This is a genomic window from Reichenbachiella agarivorans, from assembly GCF_025502585.1.
Lineage (GTDB): Bacteria > Bacteroidota > Bacteroidia > Cytophagales > Cyclobacteriaceae > Reichenbachiella > Reichenbachiella agarivorans.
The window spans coordinates 4,420,005-4,437,563 of sequence record NZ_CP106679.1 but is presented as its reverse complement, the minus strand read 5'-3'; the positions used below and the strand labels follow the sequence as shown (position 1 = coordinate 4,437,563).

The window sequence follows — 17,559 nt, the reverse complement described above, 5'->3', positions numbered from 1 at the left end:
AGTCCATCGTCATAGTTTCTACAGATAGTGCATAGCTCATATCACTTGCAGCATGGTTGTTTAGTAGTGCAGTCACCTTCTAGTGAGCTTTGTATTATCAAAACAAATAGTAAATACTAAACACACAAACGATGAAATCTTTACAATTGAAAACAGTGCAAAAATGCTTTGTCTTAAGTCTGGCTACCATCCTATTAGGAACAGCTTCTTGTCATCAGGCGAATCAGTCACAAGAAGAATCTACGAAGGAAACTAAAATAGAAGCGCCAAGCACCACTATCCAAGAGGCTGCATTTTTAGGCAATGTCGAAGCGATCAAAGGACACATGGCAGCCAAGACAGACCTCAATCAAAAGGACGCATATGGTTCTACACCCTTGCACATTGCCGCGACATTTGGTAAAACGGAGGTAGCTGTATTGCTCATCGAAGGAGGCGCCAATTTGAATGAAAGGAGTGCGGATGGATCGACTCCTTTACATACTGCAGCTTTCTTCGGGCGCACGGATATAGTGAAAGCACTGCTCAAAAATAAAGCGGATGTGACTGTTAGAAACAGTTACAACGCTACGGCCCTAGAGTCAGTTTCCGCTCCTTTTGCAGACATGAAACCGATCTATGATCAATTGAGCAAAGACCTTGGGCCTTTCGGATTAAAACTGGACTATCAGAAATTGGAAGAGGCTCGCCCTGTGATCGCTGAGTTGATTGCGTCATACAGCAAATAATCAATTGACCATGTTGCACAACAGGAGATATGATATTGATTGGCTGAGAGTCATCGCTATAGGTTTGTTACTTATCTATCACATAGCGATTGGCTTTCAGCCTTGGGGGGTATTCATACAATTCATCCAAAATGACGAAAATCTGACATGGATTTGGACACCCATGGCCATGCTCAATGTATGGCGTATTCCGCTGCTATTCTTTGTCTCTGGTATGGGCGTGTATTTTGCCATTCAAAGACGAGACTGGAAATCATTACTACTTGAGCGATCTAAACGCATCTTGGTCCCTTACGTTTTCGGGATGATAGCAATTGTACCGCTACATGTGTTTTTGTGGCAGAACTACTACAATCAGAACATGGATTACGTATCCAGTCCAGGCCATCTTTGGTTCTTGGGCAATATATACGCTTACGTATTGCTGTTCTTTCCACTGTTCTTTTATCTGAAAAGACATCCCGAAGGCAAGTTTCATCAATTCCTGAAAAAATGGCTGGGGCATCCAGCTGGTTTGTTGATATTGATGCTTCCTTTTATTGCAGAGGCGGAGCTCGTCAATCCTGAGAGTTTTGAATTTTACGCCATGAATACCCATGGCTTCTGGCTGGGGATGGTTGCTTTTCTAACAGGCTTTTTATGCGTGTACAGTGGGCAAGCCTTTTGGGACAATGTCACAAAATGGAGATGGTTGTTATTCGCCATTGCTGCGACATTGTATATTTTCAGACTCACAGAAGGGCAATTCAATGCACCCTACTATTTGAAGGCTATAGAATCTAATCTCTGGATATTTACAGTCTTTGGTTTTGGGTACAAATACCTCAATAAACCAAGCAGTACCTTGACTTATTTAAGTCAAGCAGCGTATCCGATTTACATTACTCATATGGTTTTTCTTTACTTGGCCTCTTGGTTTATATTCCCTTTAGAGATTGCACCATTGCTCAAGCTTATGCTGGTCATTGTGTTTACTTTTATCGGATGCTTTGTGACTTATGAGTATGTGGTGAGGAGGGTGAAATGGGTGAGAACTCTTTTTGGGTTGAAGTGATGACTGTATATCTTCAAATCCACTGTTTGGAAATACTTAGCTTTAAAGCATTGGCGTCAGAGCATCTGCTGAGAAAATAGAACATCATGACCATGAAACAGACAAAGAAAATACTCAAAATGACTTTTATTCTTGCAAGCATTGGCTCCCTGTGGTTCGTGCCGTGGATTTTGGTAAAGACTTGGATCATGCCCCTGCCAGATACAGTTCAGGAGCAGCTCCATGAAGCCATTGATTATGGGTTTGACGGCATGATAGTTTACGTGGATCAAGCAGGGAAACCGCCGGAGTTTTATGCCGCTGGATGGCACGACCGAAAAAACAAAATACCAGCCTATCCAGAGGCCTTATTCAAGATAGCGAGTATCACCAAGCTATATGTGGCTGTTGCTACGACCAAACTGGTTCATGACGGACGTTTGGATTTGGATAAAACCCTCGCTGATTACTTACCCAAACTTGCTGGTAGGATAGCAAATGCGGATAGAATCACCCTGAGAATGATGGTGCAGCATCGGAGCGGTATTCCCAACTACACAGACTCTCCTGGTTTTTGGGAAAATGACTACTCCAAAAACAACAAAGAATCGCTCGATTTAGTACTGGATATGCCCGCTGATTTTGAACCTGATAAAAAATATAGCTATTCAAATACCAATTATTTGTTGATAGGCGAAATCCTTGATAAAACATTGAGGTATAGTCATCACCAATATATCAAGAGGGAGATTTTGGTCCCGCTAAAGCTGGACAATACGTATAGTTTGCTAAGTGAAGTGGATTTAGAAGATGTTATGAGTGGGTATTATGTAGGGTATGATGACGATATAAAGTCTAATGATTTTGTAAACCCTGCCGGCTCTATGGTAGCTACAGCAGAGGATGTGGGGATTTTCTTGCGGGCACTGAACGATGGCTCTTTGCTAAATGAGAATGAACAAGCTATTTATTCATCTATTTATGAATATGGGCACACAGGATTATTGCCAGGATACTCAAGTATTGCCAGGTATCACAAAGATATTGATGCGGTCGTTGTTCAGTTTGTAAATACAGCAGGTGGGACCACTTGGAATTTATCAGAGATCATCTACAGCCGCATTGTGAAAATCGTGAAAAGGACAGAAGCTTCTTCATGAGGTCAATTTTTTTTTACTTGAAACTTTGGATGATCAGGAGTGTCTGCCAGACGGTCAGGTCTCCGACATGGTTTGTTTAGCTGAGTTTTAATAACTTCAAACTGATGTCTGTTTATGAATCCATGCTTTAAACCCTAAATATAAAAACCATGAAGAATCAATTTTTAAATGTATGTACTGGTATATCAATGGTAATAGTTGCTGCCAGTCTTTTTGTATTTTCAGTTATCTCTTTAAATGCTGAACCGACTCCTGAATTGTTTGAACAACAACAAACAAATAAAATAGGGAAATACATGATGTGTGCAGTACATAGTGATGCATTAAGAGTAATAGTTTGGGATACTGAAACTGGGAATTCTAAGATTTATGTTAGATCAAGAAGTGGATTTAAACCTAATATAGCAGATGATCAATTACCTTCGGATCCCCTTAGATAATAAGCCTCTATTGGTATCGATCGGACGCAATTATGTTGCTCATAAATACCAAAAGATAGAGTCGCAATAGAATTGTGACCTAGTTGATTGATATCGACCACACATCATTATTAAAGAAGTTTGGGTGAAGCAGGCTTGATATTTTTATTTATTTTGCCTTTATAAAATTCGACATTAGGGTCGAATAGCATTCAAATTGAAAGACCATAATTATGATTAGAAAAACATTGTTCCTGTCGGCACTCAGTTGTTTGATGGCTTTTGCGAGTACTGCACAGCAGTTCAAGGCGTTGCTTTTTACCAAAACAGTAGGTTGGCACCATGAGTCCATTCATGAAGGTGTCACCGCGATGCGCTGGCTAGCGGATCGACATGATTTTAGTCTGTATTGGACAGAAAACGAACGCATGGTGTTCAACGAAAAGGCATTGGCCAAGTACGATGTGGTTATTTTTCTCAATACTACTGGAGATGTACTCAATGACGAACAGCAAGCAGCCTTTGAGAAATTCATCCAATCAGGTAAGGGCTATGTGGGGATTCATTCTGCATCCGATACCGAGTATGAGTGGTCGTGGTACACGCAATTGGTCGGAAGAATGTTTAAAATTCATCCAGCCAATCAGACGGCACTAATCAAAGTAGAGGATCGTAACTTTCCTGGGATGCAACTGATGCCAGATGTACGATGGTGGACAGATGAGTGGTACGAGTTTGGTGAAGAGAAGGTAGAGGGTCTCAAATACCTCGTGTCTGTGGATGAGTCTACCTATAACGCTAAGGTGGAATGGAAAGATAACAAATCTGAGGGAATGCCAGATTTTCATCCGATCTCTTGGTACCACGAGTTTGATGGTGGTCGTGCATTTTATACAGCCTTGGGGCACTTGCCCAAAACTTATTCTGACCCATTGTTCTTAGAGCATATTTATGGCGGAGTATTCTACGCTGCTACTGGCAAAGGCATCATGGCAGTAGAGGAACCTGCTGGCAAAAAGAAAAATGTCAAACGTTGATCGCTGATCGCTATGTGGGATGGCTCATGCGAGAAGAATGGCAATAGGATAGAAGTGTAATTGGAAAGTGCAGCTCAAAAGACTTTTTGGGCTGCACTTTTTTTGATCGCTAGGCCTATTTTAGCGTGACAGTCCGTGTGACGCTATTGAAAGGTCCTTCTATTTTCTGACCTGTGGCATCTATTAGTTCGAGAGATATAGTTACCTCACCCTTGTCGAGTCCTTCTATGTAGTAGGGAGCCCATTGGTCTATCATAAATTCCGCGCCATTGATTGTGGCTTTGACTTTGTTGCCAGTAGGTGACAATTCGGTGTTGATCAGGTAAAAATCCAGCATCAACTTCTTGGTGTCAGTACCTGAGTAGGTGCCCTTGGGTCTGCTGTAAAAAAGATGGGGAGCATCCAGATCGACAGCCTCCGTTTCGACATCACCTACCTTGAGATTTTCTACATGATAGGCGTTTTCGTCCTTGACACTCTCGTGATAGGATCTGGATAGAAAGGCCAAGACTACATAGTTGCCAGCTTTGAGACTGTCAGCTGCACCAGGCACATAGTGTGCCGAATAGGGGCCGTCGTTGACGATGAAGTGAATATGCTGTCCCTTGTCCGAGTTGGCAATACCTCTGTTGGCAGCACCTGTGGTTTGTGATCCGAGTTCAAAGTTTTGCACATCGAAACTATAATCTACCAAGTAACTGGTGTCTTGTTTGGTGATTTTCACATCTTTCTTGGAAAGCAAAGCGTCTGGAAATTCAATGGACGGAGGAGCTTGGGTCAGTGTGATGGGTTGTTCTACTTCGATTTTTTCTGTGAGTTCATGAGTTGAGGTCGCTTCTTTTTTGCTCATGTCACAGGATATTGTTGCTGTAGCAATAGCTGCGGCTATTGCAAAGTTTTGCATGGTGGATTTCATAGCGGTTGTTTTTAATGAAAAAAATGTACTGCTATACTTTTACGAACGAATGCAAGGAAAGATATAGTGAAATAGCCCGTTGTGCTCCTTCTCGGTGAGTACGACGGGCTACAAGTGCAAAATAGAAAGCACTTTTTTAGCTAAAGGCCTTGAATACAGCGATACCATTGTGTCCTCCAAATCCGAAGGTGTTACTCATGGCAATCTTCACTTCTTTTTCTTTGGCCTCTTTGATCACGATATTCAGGTCATCCCCGATAGCAGGATCGATTGATTCGGTGTTGATCGTAGGAGGGATCACATTGTGACGGATGCTTTGGATGGAGAGGATCGCTTCTACCACTCCTGCTGCCCCTAGCAAGTGTCCAGTCATAGACTTGGTCCCACTGATAGAGGCTCTGTTGTCTTTGCCATCCATCAATCGACGGATCGCCTGTGGCTCGCTGATGTCACCTACAGGAGTAGAGGTAGAGTGGGTGTTGATGTAGTCTACATCCGAAGGATTGATCTTTCCTTCGTCCAGCGCCAGCTTCATGGCTTGGTAGGCACCTAGTCCTTCTGGGTGCGTAGCAGTCATGTGGTAGGCATCATTGGTCATAGATGATCCGACGAGCTCTGCATAGATCTGGGCACCACGGGCCTTGGCATGTTCGTATTCTTCGAGTACAAGTGCGCCGCCACCTTCACCCATGACGAAACCATCACGATCTGGATCGTAGGGTCTTGATGCAGTTTCGGGGGAGTCGTTGCGAGTAGAGAGTGCCTTCATAGCGCTGAAGCCCCCAATGGATGCTTCAGTGATAGGAGCTTCTGATCCTCCTGTGATGATGATCTTTGCCTTGCCAAGTTTGATGTAGTTCATGGCGTCCATGATCGAGGTGTTGGAGGTCGCACAGGCAGATACGGTAGAGAAATTGATGCCCATGAAACCATACTTGAGAGCAATCATTCCGCCAGCCATGTTGCCGAGCATTTTGGGGATGAGGAAGGGATTGAAACGAGGCTCGAACCCATTGGCTGTATAATTCTGAACTTCTTTCTCCAGCGTCTCTAGACCACCTTGACCCGTTCCCCATATCACACCTATGTCAAACGGATCCATGGATTGAAAATCAAACCCAGAATCTTCGATGGCCTGAACCGCCGCATCCATACCATATTGTGAGTAGAGGTCGGTTCGTTTGATTTCGTTGCGGTCGAGTCGGAGCGTAGGGTCAAAGCCTTTGACCTCACAAGCGAATTGGGTTTTGAATTTTTCGGGATTGAAATGGGTGATTCGGCATGCGCCACTTACGCCTTTGACGGCATTGTCCCAAAAGGTTTTGACATCATTTCCGATAGGAGTGATGGCTCCCATACCTGTTACAACTACTCTTCTCTCTGACATGCTTTGATGAATTATGATCTATAGATACTGCTTCTTTTAAAAAAAACGAAGGCGCAAACATAGTGACACTTTTGATATCAGTCAATGGTTTAATAGACGATAGTCTATGGTCGATAGTCCATGGTTCAATGCCGTTTAGTTAAGGTCTTGTCATGCCGACGGTAGGATGGATCTATATGATTAAAGTTATTGTTGGCTGGATTCCGGTCTGTCTGAATAGTTAGGTCTCCTATTACATTATGAGCCTACTCTCCCGTGTAATGAGAATCAAATTATTTGAATAGTACAAATATAGCGAGGTGAATGAGTAGGTGTTTCTGAGGGAAAAAGGCTCAGGTTTAAGGTCGAAAAGTAGATGAAACAAAGCATGTCACGTCTTGCTTCAAATGAACACCTGTGTTTGGTCGTCTGAACACAGGTGTTTGGACGACCAAACACAGGTGATTCATCGATCAAACACAGGTGTTTGAAAAAGGGATTAAAAAGGCGCTATACGACTCATATGCGTGGTTTTTGTCAATACTCATCAGTCCAATTTGAACTGAAAGGATCATCGTGAAGTAGAAGGGGGTAAATTCTGAAGTCACCTGCTCTACACCTTGGATTAGTACAAATTGGGTTATGGATTTGGCTACCTTGAAACAAGTGTGTATATCCAAATATCTGTCCTCTTCAATGATCCATCGACTGTGATGCATGGACTTATATTTGACAAAGCTAGCTACTTGTTTTCATCGATGGTCTATCGATCATCGATCATGGATATTCATTGTATATCCAATTTGTCTATAAGTATCTTTTCCTCTTCTTCGGCGAGATCGAGTGCTTCGATGATCAAGTTGAGCGTAGGTCTGCTCAGTGAGAGCAAGATCATGGTGACCACATAAGCCATGATAAACAAACCACTGCCTGTGATGAATAGCAGTAGCGTACAAGCACCACTGATGCCTGTGTAGGTAAGGAATCGCTTCAATAGTAACGTGTGAAATGCCTGAAGCTTAGCTCTGAGATTGGGTTGGGTCTTGGCAGATGCTTTGTCTGCGATGAAGGATTGGTGAGACCAATATACCAAGTAGCCAAGTGCTGCCAGCGAGGGCAAAGATATACTCCACAGCAACCAAGAATCCAAAGGCATACTGACCAACGATCCACTGTGCTTTTCTAATACCAAATAACCAAATGGCAGCAAAGTCACTGCTACACTGAGATTGAACAGGGTGTAAATCTTGTTGTAGTACTCCTCACCGTTTTTGAATCGAATCGCCAAATGTTTAGCCCTCCTCTTCTGCTGCTTTTTCTCTGTCTATGGCCTCTAGTTCCTTGCGGATCTCTACCATTCGGTCAGGGAAATCAGTGATGATGCCATCTACCCCCATGTTGAGCATTTTGATCATATCATCACGTTCGTTGACTACATAGGTGAATACTTTGTATCCACGTGCCTTGAATCTAAACAACCTGCGCTGTGATAGCGAGGTAAAATGAGGATTGAGTGTGCCAAAAAACTCATGTTTGCCACGGTGATCGGTAAAAGTCTTGGCGTTGATATAAAAGGCCAAGAGGTGCGTCTCGTCTTCACCCATCATGATTTTTTTCATACGGATGGTAGAGTCAGTTTCGAGGGCTTCTTCGAGATAGCTCTCGTCATATGCTTGTACGACAGTCCAATCTTTTGCACCTTTTTCATTGATGATTTCTACGACTCTTTCTGCAAAGCCATCATAGTATTCGTGTCCTTTGGATTTGATGTCAATCACACATTCTACCTTGCCGTGGATCAAATCAAGTGTTTCTGCCAAAGTGGGGATTTTTTCACCTCGGTATTGTTCATGATCGCCAAACCATGATCCTGCGTCGAGTTCCTTGAGTTCTGCAAGGGTGAATTTGTGGACTTTTCCAGTGCCGTTGGTAGTACGATCTACGTCTTCATCGTGGAATACTACCACTTCACCATCTTTGGTGTAGTGCACATCGATCTCTACCATGTCGGCCCCCATGTCGATTGCCTTTTGGAAAGCCGCAAGCGTGTTTTCTGGGGCTACACCAGAAGCTCCTTTGTGACCTACGATAACGAAATTTCTTTTTTTGATGTCTTCAATGTCATCACTGACTACATAGCGTTGATAAAACCATGGTTCAAACAACCACATCAAAGCTAAAAATAACATCATGGGGATGGCATACCAGATAAAGTTGCGACTATTCATATCTTCTCAGAAGTAGATTGTACTATTTGGGCTTAAAATTACAACAAGTAATGTAACTTAAAAAATGCTTTATTGCCTTGTTGAGAACCTGATCGATTCACTAGCTTTTATTAATTTGCCCAAGCTCAAAAATTGAGCGATAGAATCAAATTGCTGCCAATGATTAATCACCTACTAAAATCCTTTGTCATACTTATAACCAGTATCGCATGGTTGTCTGCTTGCGAACAACCTGCATCGCGAGAGATTTCACGCATTGCCGATGCGCCTAGCGCGATTGGGACCAAAGAGAATCCTAACAAAAGATTAGAATTTGAGATCATGCAATTGGTCGATCCTGCAACACAGCGCATACCCGAATTGATCCATCAACAAGAAGTAAGCTTTGCGAGAGCTCTCAATCAGCGCTATGCACCAAACGCCCGAGCTCTGGCACAGGATTGGGAATCGGGTGGCCCTCATAATGTAGGAGGTAGAACCCGTGCTTTTGCCATGGATGTGGATGACGAAAATGTCTTGATAGCTGGTGGCGTATCAGGAGGAATGTATCGCTCTGTGGACAAAGGAAACAACTGGACTCGTACCAGTCACCCTTCCACACTCAACAATGCTACTTGTGTGACACAGGATCAGCGAGCAGGATTTCACCATGTCTGGTACTATGGTACTGGAGAGCTGAGAGGCAATTCGTCGACCTCTGGGGGTGCACCCTATCGTGGTGATGGGATTTACCGTTCGCTCGATGGTGGTTTGTCATGGGATGTGATACCTTCTACTGCCAACGGTCGGCCAGCGGATTTTGAGAGCCCGTTCAACTATGTATGGAGCATCGTAGTAGATGATCAGGGGGTGATCTACGCTGCGCTCTATGGGTGTATTGTCAAGTCAGCTGATGATGGTCTCACTTGGGAAGTAGTGTTGGGCCCTGATTTGCTACATCCTGATACGCTCGATCCACCCATCGAAGATTTGAATGATTCTGGAGCGCCTTTTTATACCAACTTGATGAAGACCCCTTCGGGAAAAATCTATGCAACGCTCAGTACTTTCACTGCCTTGGGACACAAGCAAGATCATGCTGGTTTTTTCGTATTGGAGCCTGGAGAAGTGGCTTGGGAAGAAATCACGCCTTTCAACTTTGATTTGAATTATAACCGTACCGTGATGTCTTATGCACCGAGCAATGAGGACATCTTGTACTTTTTGACTGATGGAATAGACTTGTCGTTGAAAGTACGTGAGGGCAAAACATGGATTGACCGTTCGATGAATCTACCAGGCAAGAATGACACGCTTCCAGCTCTCAATTCTCAGGATTCCTACAATCTATTGGTCAAGGTACATCCTTCCGATGAAAATATCGTTTTCATCGGAGGGACAAATCTCTACCGATCAACGGATGGTTTTAGGTCTAGCGATCATTCTGCATGGATAGGAGGGTATGATCCTGAGTCAGGTACCGCATCCAAGTACCCTAATCATCATCCTGATCAGCACGAGATCGTTTTCCTCCCTTCTGATCCCAACAGTATGTTTAGCACCAATGATGGCGGTGTGCGGTTTACTGCCAACAACATGGCGACTCTTCCACAATGGGATGAAAGGAATGATGGATTTATCACTTCGCAGTTTTATACGATCGCATTGAGCAAGCAGGAAGGTAGCTTCAAAGCACTAGGAGGGATGCAAGACAATGGTACCTATCTCAAAATACTTGGCAACCCCACTGCGCCTTGGATAGAGTTGCTAGGAGGGGATGGGTCGTATGTATCTACCACGCCAGACGATCGTTTTTGGTATGCCTCTTTCCAAGAGGGGACAACCTTTCGCCTTTCACTCAATGATGAACATCAGTTGGTTTCCTTTGCTGAGGTAGACCCAGTAGGAGGAGAAGGCTATTTGTTTGTCAATCCGTTCGTCTTAGATCCCAACAACTACAACAGGATGTATATGGCAGGAGGAGATGTCATCTGGCGCAATGACAATTTATCTCAAATCCCCGCTGGAATACAGCAACCTACTTCGGTGAATTGGAGTGAAGTCAACAGTACTAAGCAATTTACACTTGCCATATCTACATTGGCAGTATCAACCTACCCTGCCAATGTACTCTACTTCGGGATGACTTCTGGATCCGTGCACAAGACAATCTACGCCAATACAGACAGTGCACAAACAACCCAGCTATTCAAACAAACTATTACCAACGATGAGGGGCAGTCAGTCAGCGGATATGTGTCCAATGTAGCCATAGACCCGACAAATGCAGATCGTGTCATTTTCTCGTACTCTAATTATCATTTTCCGAGTTTATTTTATACAGCTGATGGTGGCGAAACTGTCGTGGATATCAGTGGCAACTTAGAGGAAAATCCTGATGGGAGTGGAGGAGGTCCTAGTGTCCGATGGAGTCAAATTGTACCTATGGCAGATGGGAGTTTTATTTATTTCATCTCTACCAGTGTGGGGTTATATAGTGCTACTGAATTGAATGGCGCTGAGACAATATGGACGAAAGAAGCCGATGAAACCATAGGAAACTCACTGATCAGAATGACAGATTACAGACCATCGGATGGCAAGCTGATCGTAGCGACGCATGGCAATGGTGTATTTGTAACTCATATAGAAGGCCAACTGCAAAAGATGCCACAAGAGACCGCTGTTGAAAAATTTCAGTTGGTCAATGCCTATCCCAATCCGTTTGCGGATGAGGTCAGAATCGAACTGGAGATCCCAGTAGAGGGTCGTGTGGTTGTGGAGATTCTCAGTCCCTCTGGACAATTGATCCGGACATTGCTCAATAACGAGCAGTTTGATGGAACCGTGTCGGTGGTTTGGGATGGCAGGAATGCAGGGGGAGTGCCACTAGATGATGGGCTGTATCTCTATCGAGTTTACTACGCTGGCAAGTTTAAGTCTGGAAAAATAATTTATCTGAAGAATTAGTCAGAACTTTCATCTGCTTTTTGTCGAGTCTGCGTATAAGCTTTCTTTCCTTGATCTAAAAATTATACATGCCTCCATCTAATTTTCTCTTGTACGCTATCCCCGCATTGATTTGGGGTTCTACTTGGTTCGTCATTACTTTTCAATTGGGCAAGGTCGATCCGCTCATTTCTGTAGTTTACCGTTACCTGGTGGCGGGTACGCTCATGATGCTGTATTGTTTGATCAGAAAGGTACCGATGAGGTTTACCCCAAGGCAACATTTCTTCATGGCTTTGCAGGGTGCTTTTTTGTTTGGGATCAACTATTGGATGGCATACAAAGCAGAGGAGTATATCCCTAGTGGATTGATGGCGGTTGCTTTTTCAACCATTGTCTTTTCTAATTCGATATTGGGTTATTTTCTGATGGGAAAAAGGATCAACAAAGGAGTAATGATCGGTGCTATTTTGGGTTTGACAGGGACGACATTGATCTTCAGCAAGGAATTTTTCTTCATGGCCTATTCAGAACAAATCCTGTTGGGCTCTGGGATAGCGATGTTGTCAGTCGTGTTGGCCTCCTTGGGCAATCTTGCTTCTGCACGCAACTCTGCTGCGGGTATTCCCGTGGTTCAGGCCAATGCATTTGGGATGGTCTATGGTGCAGGGTTGATGGCACTCTTGGCGATGATTTTGGGCAAGGAGTTTACCTTTGAGTGGACGCAATCCTACATATTGTCTTTGCTGTACTTGTCTATATTTGGGTCGATTACTGCCTTTGGTTTTTACCTGACATTGGTGGGGAGAATCGGCGCAGACAAGGCTGCTTATGCCTTGGTGGTTATTCCCATCATTTCTATTTTCCTCTCTACACTCTTCGAAGATTACCAATTGACCTGGTTTGCTTTTGGAGGCGTAGTCTTGATCGTGTTGGGCAATCTCTTTGCCTTGAGAAAGAGGAAGGGGATCAAAACCGCTTAATTATCGTTTAAATCCACCTTTAGGAGTTATTCCTACTATCGCTAGGGCTAGGTCACGGAAAATTTGTGATAATTAATTGTTTTACCTATTGGCCTCTAAGTGTAAAAGCCCAATTTTTAGAGAATCTAGGGAATTGAGTCAATTCTGACGACAATTCCACTTTACTTTGCTCATCTAATCTTGAGTAATCAGCCCCCAAAGTTTATTTAGAATAAAGACAGACTCGACAAGTAGTCTTAAATCTATACAACCTATGAAAAGTATAATATACTGTTTTTTCGTGATTTTATTTTATCTGGTAGCATTGGATGCTTCTGCACAGACCTCAGTGGCTGATGGCAATTGGGCAACAGGTGCTACTTGGAATGGAGGTACTGCTCCTGGATATACGAACCTTGGAAATGTTACTATCAACTCTTATGTGATTTCTGACCAAAGCATTTCTTTTTCGAATACAAATAACAGAATACTGACCGTCAATGATACTCTTATAGTACAGGGGGATGTATTATTTAATTCAGGTAAAAATGGCGCGGGTATTAATATTGGTCCAAACAATGTTTTGATCATTTTTGGTAATCTCCAAATGGGCAAAAACAATGCAGGTGCTAATATCGAAGCTGGCGGAATTTTAGTTGTTAAAGGAAGTATTTCTACTGAAGGTAATAATGGATTCTTTACAGGTGCAGGGAGTGTCTATACAGATGGGACAACAACAGGTATGACTAGTAATGGAAGTCCTGGGCCAGCTATCAATGTTATAGACGATTTGAGTACAGATGGATTTACTACAATAGAAGAGTATGTTGCCGGAGGTGGTGCTGGAACTCTCCCAGTTGATTTGCTCTATTTCAATGCAAGTTGGAGTCAAAGCTCAAAATCTGCCTCGCTGACTTGGGCTACTACGACCGAGATATTCAATGATTATTTCTCTGTGGAGCGTTCGGATGATGGGATAGATTATTATGAGATAGCTAGAGTGGCTGGGCATGGTAACTCTAATACCAAAATCGAATACATCTACCACGATTTTACTGTCCAGTCTTCAACTAGCTATTATCGATTGAAGCAAGTGGATTTTGATGGAGAGTTTGAATACTTCGATCAAGTCAGACTGTCAACCTATGGAGGTTCTGCCTCAGAGGAGTTTAGTTTGTATCCATCTGTTGTGACAGATGGCCAAATTCATTTGGTTGCTGATCATGCATTTAATATCCAAGAGATACAAATTATTTCCTTGAATGGAGGTAGAGTCTATTTCATCCAATCTAGTTCAGTCAATTCGACAAGCTACCAATTGGATGTCAGGTATTTGGCTCATGGAGTTTACCTAGTCAAAACACAGACTGAACAAGGCGAGCTTATAACCAAGAAGTTTGTTGTTAATTGATGCAGCACAGTTTACCTTGAGCTGCAGTCATACAGATTTTTGAGTCCTTTTCTTCAACAGTTTGGACAAAGGAAGATTGCTTTTGATCAAGCGAGTATGTCGCTTGCTGGTAGGGTATTGGCGTTTGGAGGTCATGTTGTTGACCACCAGTGCCACCAGTAGCAATATCAAGGCTCCAGAAAACACCGGATACAGTACATACCAAAACCCGAGACTTTTGACGCTCTCAGATCCAATCACTGCAATCAGGGCAGTAGCTCCACCTGGTGGGTGTAGTGTCTTGGTGATTTGCATCAACACGATGGATAGTGATACGGCCAATGGTGCAGCGACCAGTACAGAATGAGGCAAGAGATAACTGATCGTCACGCCTGTAACAGCAGATACCAAATGCCCTCCAATCAAGTTGCGAGGCTGTGCCAATGGACTCTGAATCGCACCATAAATCAAGACACTGGATGCTCCGAATGAGCCAATCAAGAAAATATTGTCCGAAATACTGAGGTAGCTGTTTTGGATATATCCTATCACACCTATCCCGAAAAAAGATCCGATAAAGGACCAAAAATGTTCTTTAAAATCTACCAAAGTCTCGCGGTATAAAATATAACGGACGATTCTAATATTCCTGTGTTGCTTATTTCCAGTCATGTTGTTGTGCAATGAAAATCAAAGTGCAAAGCAAGTTGTAAGCAGACCTACTACGTAGTTTGTTAGTTGATTAAATTTTGACTTGAGCATGGAATTTTTTCAAATAGCAGTTGAATGCGATTACGTAGTTTTGCACATGGAGTTAAAACACTTAAGACTTGTCAAAACCATCGCGGACGAAGGAAATATCGCTAATTCATCCGCAAAGCTTTTTTTGACACAGTCAGCGCTCAGTCATCAGCTAAAGGAATTTGAGGAGCGTTTGGGGTTCAAAATTTTTGCACGGAAAAGAAATCAATGGGATCTGACGGAGGAGGGGGTGGAGCTCTATCAACTTGCCAACAATGTCTTGGCCTCTATAGATGAAAAGCTCAATCAAATCAAAAACATCAAACATGACTCTGGCGGCAAAATCAGAGTTAGTTCGGAGTGTTATTCTTTCTATTTGCTGTTTCCCTCGTTTCTTCAAGACATGTCCCTGCTCTACCCCAATATTGAGGTGGAGTTTGTCTATGATGCCACACATCAGCCGATCCCCAAATTGCTGTCCTACGACATAGACCTGGCACTGGTGACGACCAAGTCTTCTAATCAAGCCTTGTCCTGCTATGAGGTCTTTCATGATGAGGTATGCATGCTGATGCACAAGGAAAACCAACTCAGCGAGAAGGCATATATTGAAGCGGCGGATTTTGCAGACTTGCACCTGTTGATTCATTCCTATCCATTGGATACAGTATCTGTCTATGAGCATTTTCTGAAACCTAACAATATCCTTCCAAGTAGGATATCCGACATCCCACTTACCGAAGTGGCATTGGAGATGGTCAAGGCTGACATGGGCGTGATGTGTATTCCCAAATGGGCTATCAAGTCCTTTGAGAATCAGAAGGATTTGGTTTTCAAACCTATCAGTATGAATGGGTTGCAGCGCAGCATATTCATTGTGATTCGCAATGCTGACAGCAGCAAAAAGCACTTCAAGGATTTCATATCCATGTTTGAGGAGTGCCAAAATGAATAGCGTGATATACAGAGGCCAGCGAGGTTTGTGCAGCCCAGTTACATCTTTGTGCAGAGGTCGCAAGGGATGATATTTTGCAGGAGTTATGTAACGAAATATTATTCTGTCTCAGCTCTTTTTAAGAAATTGAATGAAAAAACCTCTTACTTTTGATGATGCCATAAGGCAAGTGTGCGGACAAAAAAGCTCCGCATGCTCAAATGTTGTGGGTAATTAAAAGAGACAATGACACCTAAAGAGAACTTAGACAAATACGGATATAAATTACCCAATGTATCAAGTCCGGGAGGAAGTTATGTTTCAGTAAATATTCGAGAGAGTATCGCATATATAGCAATCCAGTTTCCAATCCATAATGAAAAATATCTCTATCAAGGACGTTTAGGAGATGCTCTTAATACTGATGATGGATATAAAGCAATGGAACTTTGTGCCTTGAATGTTTTGGCTCAGATTGACAAAAAGGTTGGATTTGAGAAAATTGTTGGATTGAATCATATTGATGCTTATTTCCAGTCAGGCGAAAATTGGGATGATTCACCCCAAGTTGTGAACGGGGCATCTGACTTATTTGTAAAAGTCTTAGAAAAGAAAGGTGAACATTCAAGAGCCATTTTTGGAGTAGAGAAGCTTCCTAGAAATTTTAGTGTTGGTTTGACAGCATCCTTCACAATAGAAAAAGAATAAAAAAACTACTTGTATAGTGCATATCCTACTTGCATCATGACCTTACATGCAGCCATAGAAAAACTTCTCATTGCAACATGAGCAACCCATGACAACAACTGAAATCGCATCTGAACTTAACAAGAACAAATGGTATCAGAAAAAGGATGGTGATCATACCCCAATAATTAGGACAGGATCATAGCGATCGAGCCGAATTGACAATACAATTCCGCGTTGTTTGGTTTAGCGCAGCTATTTCCAAATATCGTTGGATTCTGTGAGTATGATGGGTTGATTCTCGGTCACCATGATCGTGTGCTCGTGCTGGGCGACAAATCCACCTCTGTTGCCCACCAATGTCCAACCATCCGGTTGTTCCACTGCTTCGCTGGACTTGGTAGAGATGAAGGTCTCTATGGCTACAACAGAATTTTTTCTAAACTTCTCTTTGTTGTTTTTGTCTCTGTAGTTGAGAATGTTCTCTGGTTTTTCGTGTAGACTCTTGCCTACTCCATGACCAGCCAGGTTTTTGATGACTTTGAATCCGTGTTTGTTAGCCTCTAATTCGATGTGCCTACCAATTTCGGAAATTTTGGCTCCATCTTTTATACGGTTGATGGCATTGAATAGGATTTTTTTGGACGCATCCACCAAGGGTTGATAACCATGAATGTCTCTGCCCAAGACGAATGACCCTCCATTGTCTGCCCAATACCCATCCAGCTCTGCTGACACGTCTATATTGATGAGGTCACCTTCTTTCAGTATTTTTTGATTGGAGGGGATGCCGTGTGCGGCTTCTTTGTTGACACTGATGCAGGTCCACCCAGGGAAGCCATAAGTTTCGTAAGGAGCAGATTTGGCGCCATGTTCTTTCAGAATCTGACTACCATATTCATCAAGTTCTTTGGTTGACATGCCTGGGGCGGCATGATTTCTCATTTTTTTGAGGGTGAGAGCTACGACCTGACTGACCCGTCGCATTCCATTCATTTCTGCTTCTGTGGTGATAGACATAATAATAAGA

The 17,559-nt window shown here is 43.0% G+C and carries 16 protein-coding genes; 10 read left to right on the top strand and 6 right to left on the bottom strand.

Annotated features, from left to right (window positions below; all coding sequences use genetic code 11):
* Positions 1-131 precede the first annotated feature (131 nt).
* The 5 genes from N6H18_RS18430 to N6H18_RS18410 all read left to right on the top strand — a co-directional run bounded on the left by N6H18_RS18430 (position 132) and on the right by N6H18_RS18410 (position 4,377).
* Entirely contained in the window at positions 132-728 is a 597-nt protein-coding gene (locus N6H18_RS18430) for an ankyrin repeat domain-containing protein (protein ID WP_262309755.1), read from the top strand.
* A 10-nt stretch (positions 729-738) separates the two neighbouring features.
* The gene (locus tag N6H18_RS18425; protein ID WP_262309754.1) at positions 739-1,782 is read left to right on the top strand and encodes an acyltransferase family protein; all 1,044 of its coding nucleotides are present in this window, start codon (positions 739-741) and stop codon (positions 1,780-1,782) included.
* A 92-nt stretch (positions 1,783-1,874) separates the two neighbouring features.
* Positions 1,875-2,921 carry a serine hydrolase domain-containing protein gene (locus tag N6H18_RS18420; protein WP_262309753.1) on the top strand — a complete coding sequence of 349 codons (1,047 nt, stop codon included), beginning with the start codon at positions 1,875-1,877 and terminating at the stop codon, positions 2,919-2,921.
* A gap of 149 nt (positions 2,922-3,070) precedes the next feature.
* Positions 3,071-3,361: a hypothetical protein gene (locus tag N6H18_RS18415; RefSeq protein WP_262309752.1), complete on the top strand. Its 291-nt coding sequence runs from the start codon at positions 3,071-3,073 to the stop codon at positions 3,359-3,361.
* A 212-nt stretch (positions 3,362-3,573) separates the two neighbouring features.
* The gene (locus N6H18_RS18410; protein WP_262309751.1) at positions 3,574-4,377 is read left to right on the top strand and encodes a ThuA domain-containing protein; all 804 of its coding nucleotides are present in this window, start codon (positions 3,574-3,576) and stop codon (positions 4,375-4,377) included.
* A gap of 115 nt (positions 4,378-4,492) precedes the next feature.
* Here N6H18_RS18410 and N6H18_RS18405 read toward each other — a convergent pair whose 3' ends face one another.
* The 4 genes from N6H18_RS18405 to N6H18_RS18390 all read right to left on the bottom strand — a co-directional run bounded on the left by N6H18_RS18405 (position 4,493) and on the right by N6H18_RS18390 (position 8,887).
* Complete coding sequence (locus N6H18_RS18405) at positions 4,493-5,293, bottom strand: phosphopeptide-binding protein (protein WP_262309750.1); 801 nt, start codon at positions 5,291-5,293, stop codon at positions 4,493-4,495.
* A gap of 136 nt (positions 5,294-5,429) precedes the next feature.
* Entirely contained in the window at positions 5,430-6,680 is a 1,251-nt protein-coding gene (gene fabF / locus N6H18_RS18400; RefSeq protein ID WP_262309749.1) for a beta-ketoacyl-ACP synthase II, read from the bottom strand.
* A 766-nt stretch (positions 6,681-7,446) separates the two neighbouring features.
* Positions 7,447-7,947: a hypothetical protein gene (locus N6H18_RS18395; RefSeq protein WP_262309748.1), complete on the bottom strand. Its 501-nt coding sequence runs from the start codon at positions 7,945-7,947 to the stop codon at positions 7,447-7,449.
* A gap of 4 nt (positions 7,948-7,951) precedes the next feature.
* Positions 7,952-8,887, bottom strand: a complete 936-nt coding sequence (locus N6H18_RS18390; protein ID WP_262309747.1) for a glycerophosphodiester phosphodiesterase — start codon at positions 8,885-8,887, stop codon at positions 7,952-7,954.
* Between the two features lie 159 nt (positions 8,888-9,046).
* On the opposite strand from N6H18_RS18390, the gene N6H18_RS18385 reads away from it, so the two are divergent.
* The 3 genes from N6H18_RS18385 (at position 9,047) to N6H18_RS18375 (ending at position 14,188) form a co-directional block, all read left to right on the top strand.
* A complete protein-coding gene (locus N6H18_RS18385; RefSeq protein WP_262309746.1) occupies positions 9,047-11,836 on the top strand; it encodes a FlgD immunoglobulin-like domain containing protein in 2,790 nt (929 codons plus the stop codon).
* Between the two features lie 68 nt (positions 11,837-11,904).
* Positions 11,905-12,798 carry a DMT family transporter gene (locus N6H18_RS18380; RefSeq protein WP_262309745.1) on the top strand — a complete coding sequence of 298 codons (894 nt, stop codon included), beginning with the start codon at positions 11,905-11,907 and terminating at the stop codon, positions 12,796-12,798.
* A gap of 253 nt (positions 12,799-13,051) precedes the next feature.
* Positions 13,052-14,188: a T9SS type A sorting domain-containing protein gene (locus N6H18_RS18375; protein WP_262309744.1), complete on the top strand. Its 1,137-nt coding sequence runs from the start codon at positions 13,052-13,054 to the stop codon at positions 14,186-14,188.
* Positions 14,189-14,215: 27 nt separating this feature from the next.
* Here the strand turns inward: N6H18_RS18375 and N6H18_RS18370 are convergent, their stop codons facing one another.
* Positions 14,216-14,839, bottom strand: a complete 624-nt coding sequence (locus tag N6H18_RS18370; RefSeq protein WP_262309743.1) for an HPP family protein — start codon at positions 14,837-14,839, stop codon at positions 14,216-14,218.
* A 136-nt stretch (positions 14,840-14,975) separates the two neighbouring features.
* Here N6H18_RS18370 and N6H18_RS18365 point away from each other — a divergent pair, with 136 nt between their 5' ends.
* Together N6H18_RS18365 and N6H18_RS18360 are read left to right on the top strand one after the other, a co-directional pair.
* Positions 14,976-15,863, top strand: a complete 888-nt coding sequence (locus N6H18_RS18365) for a LysR substrate-binding domain-containing protein (RefSeq protein ID WP_262309742.1) — start codon at positions 14,976-14,978, stop codon at positions 15,861-15,863.
* A gap of 225 nt (positions 15,864-16,088) precedes the next feature.
* Positions 16,089-16,550 (top strand): RidA family protein, encoded by a 462-nt coding sequence (locus N6H18_RS18360; protein ID WP_262309741.1) that lies wholly within the window; start codon positions 16,089-16,091, stop codon positions 16,548-16,550.
* A 234-nt stretch (positions 16,551-16,784) separates the two neighbouring features.
* Here the strand turns inward: N6H18_RS18360 and map are convergent, their stop codons facing one another.
* Positions 16,785-17,549 (bottom strand): type I methionyl aminopeptidase, encoded by a 765-nt coding sequence (map, locus tag N6H18_RS18355; protein WP_262309740.1) that lies wholly within the window; start codon positions 17,547-17,549, stop codon positions 16,785-16,787.
* Between the last annotated feature and the right edge of the window lie 10 nt (positions 17,550-17,559).

What these genes read in the sequence shown, in the direction of transcription:
- N6H18_RS18430 (WP_262309755.1), top strand. Translation starts at nt 132, where the DNA reads ATGAAATCTTTACAATTGAAAACAGTGCAAAAATGCTTTGTCTTAAGT.
- N6H18_RS18425 (WP_262309754.1), top strand. Translation starts at nt 739, where the DNA reads ATGTTGCACAACAGGAGATATGATATTGATTGGCTGAGAGTCATCGCT.
- N6H18_RS18420 (WP_262309753.1), top strand. Translation starts at nt 1,875, where the DNA reads ATGAAACAGACAAAGAAAATACTCAAAATGACTTTTATTCTTGCAAGC.
- N6H18_RS18415 (WP_262309752.1), top strand. Translation starts at nt 3,071, where the DNA reads ATGAAGAATCAATTTTTAAATGTATGTACTGGTATATCAATGGTAATA.
- N6H18_RS18410 (WP_262309751.1), top strand. Translation starts at nt 3,574, where the DNA reads ATGATTAGAAAAACATTGTTCCTGTCGGCACTCAGTTGTTTGATGGCT.
- N6H18_RS18405 (WP_262309750.1), bottom strand. Translation starts at nt 5,293, where the DNA reads ATGAAATCCACCATGCAAAACTTTGCAATAGCCGCAGCTATTGCTACA.
- fabF (WP_262309749.1), bottom strand. Translation starts at nt 6,680, where the DNA reads ATGTCAGAGAGAAGAGTAGTTGTAACAGGTATGGGAGCCATCACTCCT.
- N6H18_RS18390 (WP_262309747.1), bottom strand. Translation starts at nt 8,887, where the DNA reads ATGAATAGTCGCAACTTTATCTGGTATGCCATCCCCATGATGTTATTT.
- N6H18_RS18385 (WP_262309746.1), top strand. Translation starts at nt 9,047, where the DNA reads ATGATTAATCACCTACTAAAATCCTTTGTCATACTTATAACCAGTATC.
- N6H18_RS18380 (WP_262309745.1), top strand. Translation starts at nt 11,905, where the DNA reads ATGCCTCCATCTAATTTTCTCTTGTACGCTATCCCCGCATTGATTTGG.
- N6H18_RS18375 (WP_262309744.1), top strand. Translation starts at nt 13,052, where the DNA reads ATGAAAAGTATAATATACTGTTTTTTCGTGATTTTATTTTATCTGGTA.
- N6H18_RS18370 (WP_262309743.1), bottom strand. Translation starts at nt 14,839, where the DNA reads ATGACTGGAAATAAGCAACACAGGAATATTAGAATCGTCCGTTATATT.
- N6H18_RS18365 (WP_262309742.1), top strand. Translation starts at nt 14,976, where the DNA reads ATGGAGTTAAAACACTTAAGACTTGTCAAAACCATCGCGGACGAAGGA.
- N6H18_RS18360 (WP_262309741.1), top strand. Translation starts at nt 16,089, where the DNA reads ATGACACCTAAAGAGAACTTAGACAAATACGGATATAAATTACCCAAT.
- map (WP_262309740.1), bottom strand. Translation starts at nt 17,549, where the DNA reads ATGTCTATCACCACAGAAGCAGAAATGAATGGAATGCGACGGGTCAGT.